The organism is Microcystis sp. M015S2 (genome assembly GCF_020245945.1).
In the GTDB taxonomy this organism is placed as follows: domain Bacteria; phylum Cyanobacteriota; class Cyanobacteriia; order Cyanobacteriales; family Microcystaceae; genus Microcystis.
Window position 1 is genome coordinate 34686 of record NZ_JADBTX010000028.1, and the last position, 15809, is coordinate 50494.

The following is a 15809-nucleotide window of genomic DNA, read 5'->3' on the forward strand; positions in this document are numbered from 1 at the left end:
TATCTCCGGACTCCTATCTCCGGACTCCGGACTCCTGACTCGGAGAATACTGTCTCCTGACTTCTAACCCAATGTTGGTCAAAGATAAGCAAAAATTATTGACTGACTCCAAAAACTTGAGAATATTTAAATTAACATTTCGCAATATTTATAAATTCTTAAGAATTAATTGAGAAAAATTTTTATTTAACGACGATGTTATGAAGGTTACAGCGATTTGATAGAATTTCATAATGGGTTATTTTGTGCTTTTTTGGGCAGCAATGGTTGAAACCCTTGCCACACCTACAAGGTGATCCTAATTAAGACGGGTAAATCAGTCAATTTCACCCCTAACGATGATCTTTTTTTTGTGTAGTTTTATTGCAAAAAAAAAGTTTTTTTGACAAAAAACACAAAGTATGATAGGAAACCAACGTATTTCTGGCTGCCAGTAGTTATTGCAGAGTGGGAAGTGGAGAAGTGGAGAAGTGGGGAAGTGGGGAAGTGGGGAAGGGGAGCATCTCACCTTTGTAACCCCTAAATCAGGTTTTATGTCAAACTATTTTGAAAGCCTTACTAGAAACCAGTTTGAGGGACAAGTATAATTACTCACTTGTATAAAAATGAGATGCTCCCTGGGGAATGGGGAAGTGGGGAAGTGGGGAGTATTTTCAGTGATCAGTAAACAGTAAACTGAAAACTCACATCTGATAACTGATAACTGATTCAAGGCTGACTCCTAACCCGACAAAAAACTTTTTGCCGCAGACCCTAAGTTAAATAAGCGATAGTTACCCCCGAACCGCCCTCATTTTGGGGTGCTAATTGAAAGCGTTTTACCTGGGGATGACGGGATAAAAAATCGTGAACACCTTGACGCAATTTCCCCGTACCTTTACCGTGAATAATCCATAATATGCCCGATGGGGTGGCGCGGGTGATCGCCTGTTCGATATCCGTTTCTGACTCTGCCACCCTGGAACCGCGAATATCGACAGTATTATTAGCAGTACGAATTAAAGGAGTCTCCTGGGGTTTTGTGGGAGTTTGGGGCAAATTTTTGGCAGGTTTTGGCGCAGTTTCCACTTTTTGACCATCCAAAGACTCAATCTGGTCTAAGGGTAGGGTCATCTTCATCATACCGAAACGCAGGGAAATCTCCTCTGATTCCGGTGAAATTGCTAAAACTTCGGCAGTTTGTCCCAAATTGGGCAAGCGTACCCTTTCCCCCACTTGCGGACGATAATTAACCTTAGTTTTTTCCGTTTTTGGTAATAACCTTTCTGCGATCGCAGTTAATTCCTCTGTGGCTTTTTGGGCATCTTTACCGGTTTTTGTTCCCGCTTGCAATCGACGAATAACATCATTAATCTCTGCTTTTGCCGATAATAAAGCTTTTTGTATCTCCTGCTCCTGATAACGCTTTAATTCTCGCTCTCTCTCCTGTAGAGAATTGGCCCGCGTGGACACCTCTGTATAAAATTTCTCCGTTTGTTGGAGTAATTGACTAGCTTCTTGAGCTTTTGACTCCTGTTCCCGTCTTTGCGCTTCCAAACCGGCAATTACTTGATTTATCTCCTCCGATAACCCCCCCAGATGATTTCTCGCTTCGGCCACAATTTCGGGACTTAATCCCAAACGCTGGGCAATAGTTAAAGCATTAGAACGCCCCGGAATGCCCCATAATAGTCGATAAGTGGGGGAAAGAGTGCGATCATCAAACTCTACCGAGGCATTTTCAAAGCGAGAATCTCGATACTTTAACGCTTTTAATTCCCCGTAGTGAGTGGTAGCCACCGTCAGTAAACTATGATCAGCGAGGTATTGTAAAATAGCGATCGCTAAAGGACTTCCCTCGGCCGGATCCGTACCTGCTCCCACCTCATCGAGTAAAACCAAGGAACGAGAATTTAAAGCCGCTAAAATGCGGACAATCCGGCGAATGTGACCCGAAAAAGTCGATAAACTCTGTTGCAAAGACTGTTCATCCCCGATATCGGCTAAAACCTGATCGAACCAGGGTATCTCTACCGGTTCCCGCGCTGGAATAAACAGGCCCGCTTTCGCCATTAAAGCCGCTAATCCGAGGGTTTTTAAAGTAACGGTTTTTCCGCCGGTATTTGGTCCGGTGATGGCAACAACGCGAATTTCTGGGCTAATCTGCACATTTATCGGTACGACCTCCCCCCCCTGTTCGTGGTGTTTTTGCCACCAGAGCAAAGGATGACGCAAATTCCGTAAAGTAATCGTTTCTGAACCATCGATAAAGTGGGGGGGATTACCCTCTAACCATAAACTGTAACGGGCCCTAGCGGTGGCCAGATCGAGCCTAGTAGCGATCGCTAGTAAATATTCTAAGTCCTCAAAGGCTTCGGCGATCAGATTACTTAACTGCCGGAGGATTTTTTCTTCTTCGATTTGTTCCTGACGACGATATTGCCGCAGTTGATTGCCTTGGTCAACGATAGAGTGAGGTTCAATGTAAAAAGTCGCCCCTGTGCTGGAAGTATCGTGAATTATCCCCGGTATTTGCTCTTTTTGCGCTGCTTTGACGGGAATCACCCAGCGCTCGCTTCTTTGGGTAATGACCGCTTCTTGGATGGCACCGCCCTGTTTTTGCATGATATCCTGTAATTTGCGGTAAATTCGCTCTCTAATCACCTTCATTTGTCCCCGAATTTCGCGTAATTGGGGACTAGCGCGATCGGATATCCGGCCATCTTCATCGATACAACGGTGTATTTCCTGTTCTATCTCTGGATAGGTGCGAATTTCGGCTACTAACTCTTTTAAAACCGGTATATCTTCCTGTTCGTCAATTAAACGCCGTAAACGTCGCACTCCGGCCAAAGTCGTGGCAATATTTAAAAGTTCCTGTCCCGATAATAACCCCCCCAGATGCGCCCTTTCTAGGGCATCTCCGATGTCGGTAATCCCATCAAAGGAAAGACGACTATCTAATTTTTGTTCTAAACTATAAACTTCTTTGGTTTGGCAGAGTAGGTTTAAACTTTCCTCTTTGCTTTCTGGTAACGGCAATTGACGAATCGCGATCGCACCTAGTTTAGTCGCTGCAAAAGTAGCTAGGTGTTGACATAGCCGCGGCCATTCCAATAATTCTAGGGTTTCGTCTTGAATCAATTTTGTAGTTTTTTATAATACGCTTTGTATTTCTAGTCTAACCGGATTTGGCCCGATTTTTACAGGAGTCATTTCAGTCAACAGTAATCAGTCATCAGTAATCAGGGAAAAGACAGCACTGTTACTCGCACCTAATACCTGTCACTTAACAATCCCACCAATCTGTTGACCATCTAAATTACTCGTTAAGACTGCACTGGAGTGCCGGAGTTGGAAGCAGGGAGAGGAAGTTCGAGCATTTGTACTAAAATTTTTAATACGCAGTTTAAATTCAGTACAGCTTATAATATTCGGTCGAGTTCTACTGATAACTGATAACTGATCACTGATAACTGTATCTAAATTCCTTTCTGGAGAGAGAATTGCACCTGTTTAAATTCTTGTTTTAAACGTTGTTTGAGTTTGTCGGGGATGGGACGGGAACCGTAGGCGGTATAATAACCAGCTAGAGAGTTTAAGGCTGTTTGCATAGTAGTGAAAGAACGCAAACCCCCGGATTTTTTATCTCGTCGGTAGAGGGAGATGTAATCGTTGATTTGTTCCTTTGCTTGCGACTCAACTGCCGCTTTATTCGGGTCATCTTTGACCAAATCAAGGGCTGTGGTTAAACTTTCAATCACCGTCAGGGTATCTTTTCCATAATTGCCCGTTAACCCGGAACTACTAGAACAACCCATCAATCCGATGACCAGGACGAGAACCAAAGCTAATAAGCGAGAAATGTAAGGTTTTAGAGACATATTTTCAACACCATAAGTTAATCCCAAGTCACCTTATCCTATCAGGAAACTGTTACCAGTTCCCCAGGGCAGTCAACCGACTGCAAAAATCAGGGGTCAACCGGGGGGTAAATAGCCAAAATGTAGGCTTTTTTGACGGCAAAAGCCCTATTTTTGCCCAAAACTTAGATGCCATCAACCCGAAGTGAGTTGATTTTGGACTAATTCGGGCCGCGATAAGGCACTGGTGGTGGTTTTAGGGTCGATCGAGATTGGACTTTGCGATCGATTAATCTAGAAGATAAAAATTCTTCGTTGCTTTCGTCCTGTTTTGAAAGAAAGAAAGTTACATTTTGTAATCTTTGGGCTGCTCAAGCTGGAACTAGGGTGAAATGGGCAGTTTGACGGTAAAGCTTGTTCCCTTATCCACTTGGCTGTCTAGGGCGATTTCGCCGCGGTGGAGTTCGACGCATTTTTTAACCACTGCTAACCCCAATCCCGTGCCGATAATATTTTCCACATTCTGACCCCGATAAAAGGGTTCATAGATCTTACCTCTATCTTCCTCGGCAATGCCGATCCCGTGATCCTGGACTTGAAAAACAATGCGATCGCTATCTTTCCACAAAATCAAACTAATCCCTGCTCCCGTGGGGGAATATTTAATCGCATTTAAGAGTAAATTACTTAAAATCGAGTAGAGCAGTTTCTCATCTAGATAAGGACGGATCATCAATCCCTGACTGACAAATTTAATCGGGGTATTATTTTTATTGATAAATTGAAAATCTTCGACCAAATTTAAACAAAAAGCTTCAATATCGAGCGGCTCTAGTTGACAACTGAGATTTCCAGACTCTGCCCTTGTTAAAATCAAAATATCTGTTAAGAATTGATTCATTAGCTTGACAGAAGACTGGATTCTATATAGGTTTTTTCTGCTCGACTTATCTGCATCTTTTAAACCATTTTCTAATAACTGCGAGGCAGAAAAAATAACGGTTAAAGGGGTTCTAAACTCATGGGATATCATGGAAAAAAGCTGAATTTTTAGATCAAAAAGTTCTTTTTCCTGTAGTAATAATCGGTGAATTTCATCACTTTTTTGTCGCCGTTTCTCTTGCCAAAAAACTAAAAAATAAACTCCGCAAATAATCCCAAAACTGATAAAAGTTCCCAGTAACCCCAACAGAGAATTTTCGCGGATACTATCCCTAGAACTAGCGATGCTACTTCTTAAATTCCTTTTCTGACTAGCTTGTAAATAGGTAAGAAGATTTTGAAACTTATCCCGGATATCGACACTTTTAACCGTGATTGCATTTTGAGAAATATCATCGGATCGATCGGATTTATAGGTGGCGATCGATTGATTAAATAGAGCAATTCGCCGATACATTAAATCCCCGATCTCAGTCACCATTTCCTGCTCGAAATCTGTGCCGTTTTCTAATTGTTTAGCCAGGAGTTGCCAGTTAGATTTCATCAAAGCGATCGCCCGACGATGACGGCTTAATTCCCTAGGGCTGCCAGTTTTGATATAATCCCGTCTTCCCGATTCGGCCACCGCCATGTTAGCGTAAAGATTAGCGAGATTATCGATGATCTCGTAGGTAACTTCCACCTCAGCAGCGCGCTGACGCAGGACGAGGGTATTGCGATAGGAAACTAGGCTAATAGTTCCCATCAATAAGACAGTTAGCCCGAAACCTCCCGCGATCCATTTTCCTTGTTTGAGCCAATTCATCAGGAGTTAACCGACGCTATTTCCAGCTTACTCTATCTCTAGACCATGCGAATTTTAGTAGTAGAAGATGATATGCAACTAGCCGAGATTTTGCGAGAGGCCTTGAGCGAGCGACAATACGTTGTCGATGTGGCTAGAGACGGAGAAGAAGGCTGGAATTGGCTAGAATTAGGCAAATATGACCTTTTAGTTCTCGATGTCACCCTGCCCAAATTAAGCGGAACTTTGCTCTGTCAACGTCTGCGACGAGCGGAATCCCATCATCCCGTCTCTGCTAATGCCACCGTTCCCGTCCTATTATTAACCGCAAGGGATACGGTAATCGATAAAATTGACGGATTAGACGCAGGGGCCGATGATTATGTCACTAAACCCTTCGATTTGGGGGAATTAATGGCGCGGATTCGGGCCTTGATCCGACGCGGCAGCAGCACCAGCAGTGTTTTATTATCTTGGGGGGGTTTGCAGTTAAATCCCAGTACCCACGAGGCTAGTTATAACGGTCAACTTCTTTCCCTCACCCCCAAGGAATTCGCGCTCTTAGAATTACTTGTTAGCCATGGGCGCCGGGTCTTAAGTCGATCGGGTATTATTGAGCGAGTTTGGTCTTTGGACGATTCTCCGGCCGAGGAAACCGTTACTTCCCATATTCGCGGTCTTCGTCACAAGCTAAAATCCCTTGGCGCGCCGGAAGACTTTATTGAAACTGTTCACGGTCTCGGTTATCGCTTAAAGTAATATCTGCCTTTAGACAGTGGACAAAATCATTTCTGCACGAAATCTGCACGAAGTTTGCAGAGGGTTTCCATAATCACCCGTTAAATTAGAAAGTTAGACAGGTGCGGGACTTCTAAGACAATCAGAGCAGTCAAACCTGTGACTTTCCTCTCCTAAACGGGGCTGCTTGACATGATTTACACGCGATTTGACTATCACGGTTGGCAGATTGAATTGAGCGCAGAAATGCAGGGTTATTCTTTTCAATGTTGGCGAGTGGATGGCAGGGAAGGAATTAGCGATTGCCTAGTTTATGCCACCTCGGAACAAGCTTTAGCGGCTGCCCGACACCGGGCGGATCTAGAGTCCGCTTGTCTTGCCCTACTGCGATTTCTCAATGATATCGGCGGCCAGAATTATTATCTCACCCGCGATGATCGCGATGCTCTCAGCCGGTCAATTTTAGAATATGCCCGTCTGGGTGGTGTTTCCTAATTTCTTCCCCGGAAGTTTTTCCCTCATTGAGAATGATTCTCGCTCCGATTTATTGAGGGTTGGCTGAATATCTGGACTTCCCCGTTGACAAAAGGCTATAATACCATTTTTCTAAAGTAATGGCAGAGATGGTTAATTACCCTCACAACCAACCCCTCTCCCAGAAAGGGAAAAGCGTGTAGGATGCCTGCCACAAATAAAGAAAAATGGGATGAGCAACTCATATAAAGTTCATTTTGTCAAGGATTGTTAAGAAGCGCTTACCCTGATTGACTTAGTTGTTCAAATAGTTTAAGATACAAAGATAAAGGCTGACCTAGCGATGTCTTTTAGTTGCGGAACTTAAGCATCTCATAAAGTTGCTCCTCCTGTCAACCCGCTCTAATTCGGACTCCTTGTACAGCAAGTCTTTCATGGGTTTTCTGCACCACTGAGGATATTTATGACAGCTTCAGAAATCGCACGATTAATTATACGCATTGAAGAAACCGTTAATCCAGATAGTGAATATTACGGCAAGCTTGTCAAATGGTGGGAACAAGAGAAGGAACTTTGGCATTACGGAATCGGCTTATCAAATACACACTTCTTTAACATAGGAACGATAGAAGCTAAGGAACTGCAAATACTAAAACGACATGATATTATCGAACATGATATTATCGAACATCGCAATCTTGATATCAGAGGAGTTCCTGGGATTTATTCGCCCTTCGAAAGTGATGAGATTATTGAACGACTAAAGTATTCCTTAAGATGGTTGAATGATTTGCCAGAAAATTCATCGAAAAAAAAAATAAATGGCAAAGCTCTGGCTTTTCTGATATTCACTGATGACGAAGCTGGAACAGACAAAGATAGAGAACCAATTGATATAGATTTTGCCAGCTATCTGAAGCAGCAATCACCGCAACTTAAACATAATATAATTAGAGATATCTTCGAGAAAGGAAAAAATTGGGTATATATATTCTTGGGTATATTTGGGTTTTGGATAGTCGTTGCCATTGCTTTGACAAGCGGTGAATCTGGAATTGATCAACAGACCTGGATAAACTGGTTGCTTTCAGGGGCGTTAATCTCGCTGCTTGTAATCATCATATCAAACTGGATATCAAATTTTAAATGGTCTGGCTTCCAGAAGAAAAGTTTCTGGGATTGGTTACAATTATTGATTGTCCCTTTGATGTTAGCTTTTGGTGGTTTATATGTCAATTATGCTTTTGAAACTAGAGACAAGCAAATAGCTGAAGAGGGAAAACAGCAAGAACTTTTAAAAGATTATTTCTCCAAGATGCAAACTTTAATTGTAGAGACAAAAAAATCAAAAGATTCTCAACCAAAAATTGTAGAGACAAAAAAATCAGTAGAGACAACAAAATCAAAAGATTCTCAACCAAATCCAGATGGATCGCCATTGTTACCAGAGTTTATCCCTATTGCCCAAGCTTTAACACTAGCTGTTTTAGATGAATTAGATGGAAAACGTAAGGGTAAGGTCATCAGTTATCTAGCTGATTCAAAATTAATAACTGCGAACATCAAAGATCAAAAATCCAAACCAGTAATTTACTTAAGAAAAGCTAATCTCAAAGAAATAGTATTAGAAGATGTATCTTTAGATGGTCTGAGTATTACTGGGGCTGATATGACAGAAGCTAAGCTGACTGAGGTAATATTAACAAATTCAAACTTAGTATCATCCAAATTTATTAATGCGACTCTAGACACTGTAGATTTTTCAGGATCTAAATTGGGCAATTCAAATTTCTACGATGCCGATCTTAAAAATATCACACGTTCAGAAGACTCTGATTTCACTATGGTCTGTTTTCGTGAAAATCAGAAAATAAACAATAAAAAAGTTAAAGAATATTTTGAACCTACCATTAATATCCTACTTATCCAATCCGCTAAAAGTTGCAAATCACCTGAAAAAGATCTAGATAAAAAACCCCTAGAAAACCTATAGATGAAACTGAATAAACATTTAAACAATACAAGTTGAGAGTTATATGAAGCATTACTACTGTTTAATCCCGACTGTTTTAATTTTGAGCATAAGTTTTGCTGACTTAGCATCTTCTCAATATCAATCAGGTGTTGACTATTATGGAGTTGTTTATAGTTCGGATAAAGACATTAAAGCCGCACTATCGGAAAGAGACCAACTTCCTAGACTATTACCACAATATCAAAGACAGAATTCTTTATTTAAACGTAGAAACTGGTATGTAAGTGTTGTCGTATTTAATAATAAATCAGATACCGAGAGAGCGAGAAATATAATTGATAGTGAATATTCTCGAGGCTCTTTTGTCGTTAATCTTCAAGAGTGGTGTCGTCCCGACTGGACTAAATATTTAGAAGATGTCAATTATTATGACTGTAAGAGAGGAGAAATTATACCGGGTAGAACTGGAGCAATTATAACTAATAAATTTAGTACGATCAAGGATGCTAAATCCGATCTAGAAAAGCTCAAAAAAAATCCCTTTCAAAAACAACAGCACAATTTAACAATTTTTAAGCGCGGAGATTCTTATTTTACAGCCGTGATTAATTACGCTAATAAAGAGGAGGCTAGTCAGAACCTTAGAGGGGGTTATGCTGTCGATATCAATCAGTTTTGTCCCCAGCCTGGTGAGCTTTCAAAAGATGATTACATAGAATGTAAGTGAGTGAATTACTGAATGTTAACTTCGAGATATTGAGGTCGATAGGTACGAACGTAATTCAACACCTGGTCGAGATCCGCTCGGTTGGTGAGGGCGATACACCCTGATGTGCCGTCTTCGCCATTGGGTTTTTCAAAGGACGGATCGTAGTGAATGCCCAAAGCTGAACGACGAGTCCGAAACAAAGGCTGTATGGGGAGGAAACGATCTCCTGCTTCTGGAATTGTTCCTGGAACAGGCTCTCTGGCTACCCGATATTTCCCGTCTGGCAAGGGTGCTTCTGTCCCGGCTTGATGGCGATTATAATTTTGAGTATGCGCCCGTCCGGCGACGGTCATGTAAGCGGCGATTAACTGCCCGTTACCGTAAAGGCTGAGTTGGTAAAGTGGATTGCCTAGCTTATTGGTCAATGCTGTGGGGGTTAGTGTCATGTAATTGTCCGGCGTAGTTGAGGCCGTTTTAGGACTACAGACAACGAAAGCTAGACACAGGAGAAAAAGCAGCGCTAATTGCTTAAGCCGATTTGGGCCGCGACAACGCTTGAAAAATTCCGCCATATCGTTCAAAACTTTTAGCATATAATGATTTTATTTTCAGGCCACTTTCGGTAATAAAATCGTGACAGTGGTTCCATTACTAGGGATAATAGCAATTTCGATCGAGTCTCCGTGTAGTTCCACGCATTTTTGTACTACCACCAAACCCAACCCTGTCCCGGCGATATGACGGACATTTTTATATAACTGTTTTTGATCTTCTCTGCTTGGAGAAATTGCGATAAGATTAAGGATCATAGCGATAAATAAAAATTTTTTATGGTTATAACTGTTAATAATTCCCTGACACTAAGGGAATTTCTGCAATTACCAGAAACTAAACCCTCCCAGGAATTTATTGATGGTCAAATTATTCCTAAACCAATGCCCCAAGGTAAACATAGCACTATTCAAGGTGATTTAGTTCCGGCTATTAACGCCAGTCTAAAACCCCAACGAATTGCCCGCGCCTATCCTGAATTGCGTTGTACTTTTGGCAGTCTTTCTCTAGTTCCTGATGTTTCAGTTTTTCTCTGGGAAAATATTCCCCGCGATGCGGAGGGAAAAGTATTAAATAATTTTGCGATCGCTCCTGACTGGTTGATTGAAATTCTCTCTCCCGATCAAAATCAGACTAAAGTTGTTAAAAATATCCTTTATTGTCTAGATCACGGCACTCAAATGGGTTGGTTAATCGATCCTGAAGAAGAAATTATCTTTGTTTATTCTAGTGATAGAACTATCGCTATTTTTGAATCAGAAAATGCTCTTTTACCCGTCCCCGCTTTTGCGACGAATTTTCAAATCACCCTCGGTCAATTATTTGACTGGTTAAGAGGTTAAGTAGTTGGACAAAAGTAAAGTTAACTGTGGGGTAAGGAGTCAGTAGCCGGTCGTCGGTCGTCAGTAAGAATTGCGGCAATTTATAGCGCTTTTCACGTTAGGGAGGTATCGACAAGTTTTGCAAACAAAGGGTTTAAGTTCCTTGCCCATACCTCATTCTGATGAAAACTGCTATACATTTCTTAAGATAGACAACAGAATTTATGTCCGACCACTTAACTGATTATCAATTATCAGATATGAGTTTTTAGTTTCCAGATTTGAGTTATCAGTTCACTGATTACTGTTCACTGATTACTGATTACTGATTACTGTTTAGCCGACACTTTGAAACAATTGAGTCCAATCGAGATTGGGAGCATCTGAGGGAGCAACAATTTCGAGAATTTTATTGTTAGCGGCGGGATAAAATAGGGATTCTACGCAAACCGAGGCCACTTTCGTGCGGGGAATACTGCCCTCAGAAAGGGTATCGGCGGATGACATTTTAATGGCATTAAGATTATCATCGTTTTTAAGGCCCCCGGGTCGCACGATCGTGTAGGTTAGTCCACTATTGATTAAATAGTCCTCCGCTTGTTTTTTCCAGAATAAAATTAACCAAAAGAGATTGAGGGGATGGAAAAAGTTCGACACACAGAGGGAAGTAACGAGAACAAAATGTTCGATTCCTTTCTTTTTGGCCGCATCGATGAGATTTTTAGTTCCCAAGTAATCTACTAACAAAGGTTCCGTGGGATTAAAACTCGGTCTGGCTCCCGTGGCGCATAACAAAACGCTACAATCAGCGATGAGTGCCTCTAACTTATCGGCCTGTTGGACATCTCCGACGACGATTTCCACCCCTGCTGGCAAAATTTCCGCCGCTTTCTCGCGGTTTCTCACCAAAGCACGCACGGGAATCTGACGTTCGACTAATTGGGCAACGATTCTCCGTCCCGTTTCCCCTGTGGCTCCTGCTACAAATGCTTTCATCGCTTCTTAACCAAATAGTTTTTAACAATACGTTACACTAATCTCAATTCTACAAATTTCCCCGATCCTTTGGCGGTTAATCCCCAAATTTTTCTAACACTATCATTTGCCAGGTTTATAAGTCATGCAGTGTCCCCCCATTAACTCCCTAGCTCGCGAATCTGTAGAAGTCAAAGAAGACAATCAATTTCTCGGTTTTCAAACCCGTTTTGCCGGATCTATGGATATGTATAGCAATCAGGAGACGGTTGCCGATTATCTGGGCGCTCACGAAGGTTGGTTTTGTCGTTGTGCCGAACCGATGAAAACGCTGCCCTTCGGTGACAATGGTTATATCATCACCATCGGTAAATATGGTGCTTTTGGCTATGAAGTGGAGCCGAAAATCGCTGTGGTTCTGGAGCTGCCCGTCAATGGAGTCTATCATACTCGCAGTGTCCCCATTCCCGATCAACCTTTTTTGGGCTATCTAGTGGATTATCAGGCAATTATGAAACTAGAGGAAATGCCCCTATCTTCTCCTAGTCAGGAAATTGAGGCAATTTTTCGGCAACAGGGACGGGATATTCCAGAGGTTATCACCCAAGTCACCTGGGAACTGCATATGGATGTTATGGTTAAGTTTCCCAAGTTTATTTATAAGATTCCCCGTCCCATTCTTCAAAAAACCGGCGATAAACTATTGACGCAAATTGTTCGCCAAGTTTCCCCCCGCTTAACCTACAAAGTTCAAGAGGATTTTCACTCTAGCTTCAATTTACCCCTACCCCCTGCCTCCAGTCGTCTTTTCTATCGTCTCGACTCCTGCGAGGGTGGGTTACTTGCCTAGGGTTTGGGGAGTCTGTCAACAGTAAGCAGTAGAGCTTGCTGATGGGAAACCAAGCAAAAATAAAGATTTGCTAACGGTGCTGGTCAGTCTAAGCTAGAATTATTAAGAAATGTTTACTTGTAAAAATAAACCTAAGACTACTTCAATATTTTATGTCTCTGCCTATCCGTAACGTTGCTATCATTGCTCACGTTGACCACGGGAAAACCACCCTCGTCGATGCACTCCTCAAACAGTCGGGAATCTTTCGAGAAGGGGAAGATGTACCCACCTGCGTCATGGATTCCAATGACCTCGAAAGAGAACGCGGTATCACCATTCTGGCCAAAAACACCGCCGTTCGTTACCAAGACACCCTGATTAACATCGTCGATACTCCTGGTCACGCCGACTTTGGTGGCGAAGTGGAACGGGTTTTAGGTATGGTGGACGGTTGTATCCTGATTGTCGATGCTAACGAGGGGCCGATGCCCCAGACGCGTTTTGTGCTGAAAAAAGCCCTAGAAAAGGGATTAAGACCGATTGTCGTGGTCAATAAAATCGATCGCCCTAACGTCGATCCTAACCTAGCCGTGGACAAAGTTTTCGATCTGTTTGTGGAACTGGGTGCTGATGACGACCAGTGTGATTTTACTACTCTGTTCGCTTCCGGGATGCAAGGATTCGCCAAAGAAAGCCTCGAAGATGAAGACAAAGATATGCAGCCCCTGTTTGAGGCGATTTTACACCACGTTCCACCGCCGGCCGGGGACGTTAACAAACCCCTACAGCTGCAAGTAACCACCCTCGATTACTCGGAATACTTAGGACGCATCGTTATCGGCCGCATCCATAACGGCGTAATTAAAGCCGGTCAACAGGCTGCTTTAGTAAAGGATACGGGCGCGGTTGTCAAGGGTAAAATAACAAAACTTCTTGGTTTTGAAGGCCTCAAACGGGTGGAACTAAACGAGGCCAGCGCCGGTAATATCGTTGCTGTGGCCGGTTTTGCCGACGCTAACATCGGGGAAACGGTAACTTTAGCCGATGACCCGCAAGCTTTACCCCTAATTAAAGTCGATGAACCGACCCTACAAATGACCTTCTCGGTGAACGATTCTCCCTTTGCCGGTCAGGAAGGCACTTTTGTCACCTCGCGGCAAATTCGCGATCGTCTGATGCGAGAATTAGAAACTAACGTCGCCCTGCGGGTAGAAGAAAGTGATTCTGCCGAAAAATTCCTAGTTTCGGGACGGGGAGAACTGCATTTAGGTATTCTCATCGAAACTATGCGTCGGGAAGGCTACGAATTCCAAGTATCGCAGCCGCAGGTTATCTATCGAGAAATAAACGGTCAACCCTGTGAACCCTACGAATACCTCGTTTTAGATGTACCCGAAGAAGCGGTGGGTTCCAGTATCGAACGTCTCGGCCAACGGAAAGGGGAAATGCAGGATATGCAGACGGGCAGCAATGGCCGCACTCAATTGGAATTCGTGATTCCGGCCCGGGGTTTAATCGGTTTCCGGGGCGAATTTATCCGTCTCAGTCGCGGTGAGGGGATTATGAACCATAGTTTTCTCGAATATCGTCCTTTCTCCGGGGAATTAGCCACCCGTTACAATGGCGTGATTACTGCCTTTGAGGAAGGAGTCGCCACTTTCTACGCCCTCAAAAACGCCGAGGACCGGGGGGTATTCTTTATTACTCCTGGGACAAAAGTGTATAAAAACATGATTATCGGCGAAAGCAACCGGCCCCAGGACGTGGAGATCAATATCTGCAAAACTAAACAGTTAACTAACCATCGTTCCGCCACTGGGGATGAATTGGTTCAGTTACAATCCCCCGTGGATATGAGTCTCGAACGCGCCCTCGAATACATTGGACCGGATGAGTTGGTGGAAATTACCCCGAAATCGATCCGTCTGCGTAAATTACCGGTGAAAAAGTTAGCCAAACGTTAATCGGTTTTGACAAAATCCAGCGGCAATTTGGCCATGGCCATTGCCGCTAAAAGGGGCAGCAATGGCTCGAAGATGATCGGTAATTGGTTATGATTGAGATCTAACAAAGAAATCCACTCAGATTTTCAACAAAACTGAGATGATAGAAAAAAGTGCCTTGAGTTTGAGGGTAAAGAATCTGCTGTGAGCTATTCTGCTACTTTGATGCGACATCCGATGTTTCCCGCCGCGTCGGACAGCAATCGTCTTCGTCTCTTTTCGGGATCCGCTAATGTATCTCTTGCCCAAGAGGTGGCCCGTTATCTGGGCATGGATGTGGGTCCGATGATTCGTAAACGTTTCGCCGATGGTGAATTGTACATCCAGATTCAGGAATCGATCCGCGGCTGTGATGTCTATTTAATTCAACCCTGTTGCAATCCCGTCAACGATCATTTGATGGAATTGTTGATCATGATTGATGCCTGTCGTCGTGCTTCTGCCCGACAAATTACCGCCGTAATTCCCTATTATGGTTATGCTCGCGCCGATCGCAAAACCGCCGGCCGGGAATCGATCGCTGCTAAACTGGTGGCTAATCTGATCACGGAAGCGGGGGCAAGTCGCGTGTTGGCCATGGATTTGCATTCGTCCCAAATTCAAGGTTATTTCGATATTCCCTTCGATCACGTTTACGGTTCCCCAGTGGTGGTGGACTATCTTCTCAGTAAACAATTACCCGATATCGTCGTCGTCTCTCCCGATGTAGGTGGGGTGGCCAGGGCGCGGGCTTTTGCCAAAAAACTCAGTGATGCTCCCCTAGCAATTATTGATAAACGCCGGCAAACCCATAATGTGGCGGAAGTGATGAACTTGATCGGCGATGTTAAGGATAAAACGGCGGTTTTAGTCGATGATATGATCGATACGGCTGGTACGATCGCTCAAGGGGCGCAGTTACTGAAAGCCAAGGGGGCGCGACAGGTTTATGCTTGTGCCACCCATCCGGTTTTTTCTGGTCCTGCGATCGAGCGTTTATCCAGTGGCATAGTCGAGGAAGTGATCGTTACTAACACGATTCCCGTCCCCCAAGAACATTTTTTCCCGCAACTGAAAGTCTTGCCAGTTGCCCCGATTCTGGGTGAGGCCATATGGCGCATCCATGAGGACAATTCCGTGAGTAATATGTTCAAATAGACGGCCGAATCCCCCTAAAACTAGG

General features: G+C 43.4%; 14 protein-coding genes. 8 read left to right on the plus strand and 6 right to left on the minus strand.

Translation table 11 applies throughout. From position 1 onward, the window contains the following. Positions 1 to 753 precede the first annotated feature (753 nt). The 3 genes from IM473_RS06285 to IM473_RS06295 form a co-directional block, all read right to left on the minus strand. The gene (locus tag IM473_RS06285; RefSeq protein ID WP_287659946.1) at positions 754 to 3123 is read right to left on the minus strand and encodes an endonuclease MutS2; all 2370 of its coding nucleotides are present in this window, start codon (positions 3121 to 3123) and stop codon (positions 754 to 756) included. Positions 3124 to 3461: 338 nt separating this feature from the next. Further along, entirely contained in the window at positions 3462 to 3863 is a 402-nt protein-coding gene (psb27, locus tag IM473_RS06290) for a photosystem II protein Psb27 (RefSeq protein WP_012265509.1), read from the minus strand. A gap of 361 nt (positions 3864 to 4224) precedes the next feature. Next, positions 4225 to 5589, minus strand: coding sequence for a sensor histidine kinase (locus IM473_RS06295; RefSeq protein ID WP_287659945.1), 1365 nt, complete (start codon positions 5587 to 5589; stop codon positions 4225 to 4227). 45 nt (positions 5590 to 5634) lie between these two features. Between IM473_RS06295 and IM473_RS06300 the strand changes: the two genes are divergently transcribed. From IM473_RS06300 to IM473_RS06315, 4 genes are all read left to right on the plus strand, one after another. Further along, complete coding sequence (locus IM473_RS06300) at positions 5635 to 6327, plus strand: response regulator transcription factor (protein ID WP_287659944.1); 693 nt, start codon at positions 5635 to 5637, stop codon at positions 6325 to 6327. Between the two features lie 171 nt (positions 6328 to 6498). Further along, the gene (locus IM473_RS06305; protein WP_002792231.1) at positions 6499 to 6801 is read left to right on the plus strand and encodes a hypothetical protein; all 303 of its coding nucleotides are present in this window, start codon (positions 6499 to 6501) and stop codon (positions 6799 to 6801) included. Positions 6802 to 7243: 442 nt separating this feature from the next. Further along, positions 7244 to 8773: a pentapeptide repeat-containing protein gene (locus tag IM473_RS06310; RefSeq protein ID WP_287659943.1), complete on the plus strand. Its 1530-nt coding sequence runs from the start codon at positions 7244 to 7246 to the stop codon at positions 8771 to 8773. Positions 8774 to 8816: 43 nt separating this feature from the next. Further along, entirely contained in the window at positions 8817 to 9482 is a 666-nt protein-coding gene (locus tag IM473_RS06315) for a hypothetical protein (RefSeq protein WP_287659942.1), read from the plus strand. A gap of 5 nt (positions 9483 to 9487) precedes the next feature. Here the strand turns inward: IM473_RS06315 and IM473_RS06320 are convergent, their stop codons facing one another. Continuing rightward, positions 9488 to 9910 carry a L,D-transpeptidase gene (locus tag IM473_RS06320; protein WP_287685692.1) on the minus strand — a complete coding sequence of 141 codons (423 nt, stop codon included), beginning with the start codon at positions 9908 to 9910 and terminating at the stop codon, positions 9488 to 9490. A 162-nt stretch (positions 9911 to 10072) separates the two neighbouring features. Continuing rightward, positions 10073 to 10273, minus strand: coding sequence for an ATP-binding protein (locus IM473_RS06325; RefSeq protein WP_287659941.1), 201 nt, complete (start codon positions 10271 to 10273; stop codon positions 10073 to 10075). Between the two features lie 21 nt (positions 10274 to 10294). Here IM473_RS06325 and IM473_RS06330 point away from each other — a divergent pair, with 21 nt between their 5' ends. Further along, entirely contained in the window at positions 10295 to 10858 is a 564-nt protein-coding gene (locus IM473_RS06330; RefSeq protein ID WP_287659940.1) for a Uma2 family endonuclease, read from the plus strand. A gap of 315 nt (positions 10859 to 11173) precedes the next feature. Here IM473_RS06330 and IM473_RS06335 read toward each other — a convergent pair whose 3' ends face one another. Next, complete coding sequence (locus tag IM473_RS06335) at positions 11174 to 11833, minus strand: SDR family oxidoreductase (RefSeq protein ID WP_272076243.1); 660 nt, start codon at positions 11831 to 11833, stop codon at positions 11174 to 11176. Between the two features lie 124 nt (positions 11834 to 11957). Here IM473_RS06335 and IM473_RS06340 point away from each other — a divergent pair, with 124 nt between their 5' ends. The 3 genes from IM473_RS06340 to IM473_RS06350 all read left to right on the plus strand — a co-directional run bounded on the left by IM473_RS06340 (position 11958) and on the right by IM473_RS06350 (position 15784). Beyond that, complete coding sequence (locus IM473_RS06340; protein WP_287659939.1) at positions 11958 to 12662, plus strand: DUF1997 domain-containing protein; 705 nt, start codon at positions 11958 to 11960, stop codon at positions 12660 to 12662. A gap of 152 nt (positions 12663 to 12814) precedes the next feature. Then, positions 12815 to 14608 carry a translational GTPase TypA gene (typA, locus tag IM473_RS06345; protein WP_002796752.1) on the plus strand — a complete coding sequence of 598 codons (1794 nt, stop codon included), beginning with the start codon at positions 12815 to 12817 and terminating at the stop codon, positions 14606 to 14608. 204 nt (positions 14609 to 14812) lie between these two features. Then, a complete protein-coding gene (locus tag IM473_RS06350; RefSeq protein ID WP_172456653.1) occupies positions 14813 to 15784 on the plus strand; it encodes a ribose-phosphate pyrophosphokinase in 972 nt (323 codons plus the stop codon). Positions 15785 to 15809 lie beyond the last annotated feature (25 nt).